This is a genomic window from Paraburkholderia sp. SIMBA_027 (assembly GCF_046535315.1).
Lineage (GTDB): Bacteria > Pseudomonadota > Gammaproteobacteria > Burkholderiales > Burkholderiaceae > Paraburkholderia > Paraburkholderia tropica.
Genome location: NZ_JAWRWY010001477.1, coordinates 1 through 241 on the forward strand (window position 1 = coordinate 1; position 241 = coordinate 241).

General features: G+C 61.0%; 1 protein-coding gene. It reads left to right on the forward strand.

All coding sequences use genetic code 11. The features are described 5' to 3' along the window. Positions 1–18: 18 nt before the first annotated feature. The coding region (locus SB764_RS44100) for a hypothetical protein (RefSeq protein WP_410867325.1) at positions 19–241 on the forward strand (223 nt) is incomplete at its 3' end.

Sequence of the window (241 nt, forward strand, 5' to 3'; positions counted from 1 at the left end):
GTGACGGACAGTGACCCGGTGATGCTGATCCTTTTCGGTGTCTTCGTGCTGTTTGTCCTGGTGCCGTTGCTTGGCTACGCGTTTGTGTGCCTCCCCCTTGCCGCTGTCCCTTTCGCGGTGTTGTCGTTCACTTATATGGTCCAGTCTTTGCGCCCGGCCCACGCCACCACCAGGCTGTCCGCCACGGGTTGGACCAACGAGGCGATCGGTCCAGTGGCCATCATTCCCACAGCGTTGTCGC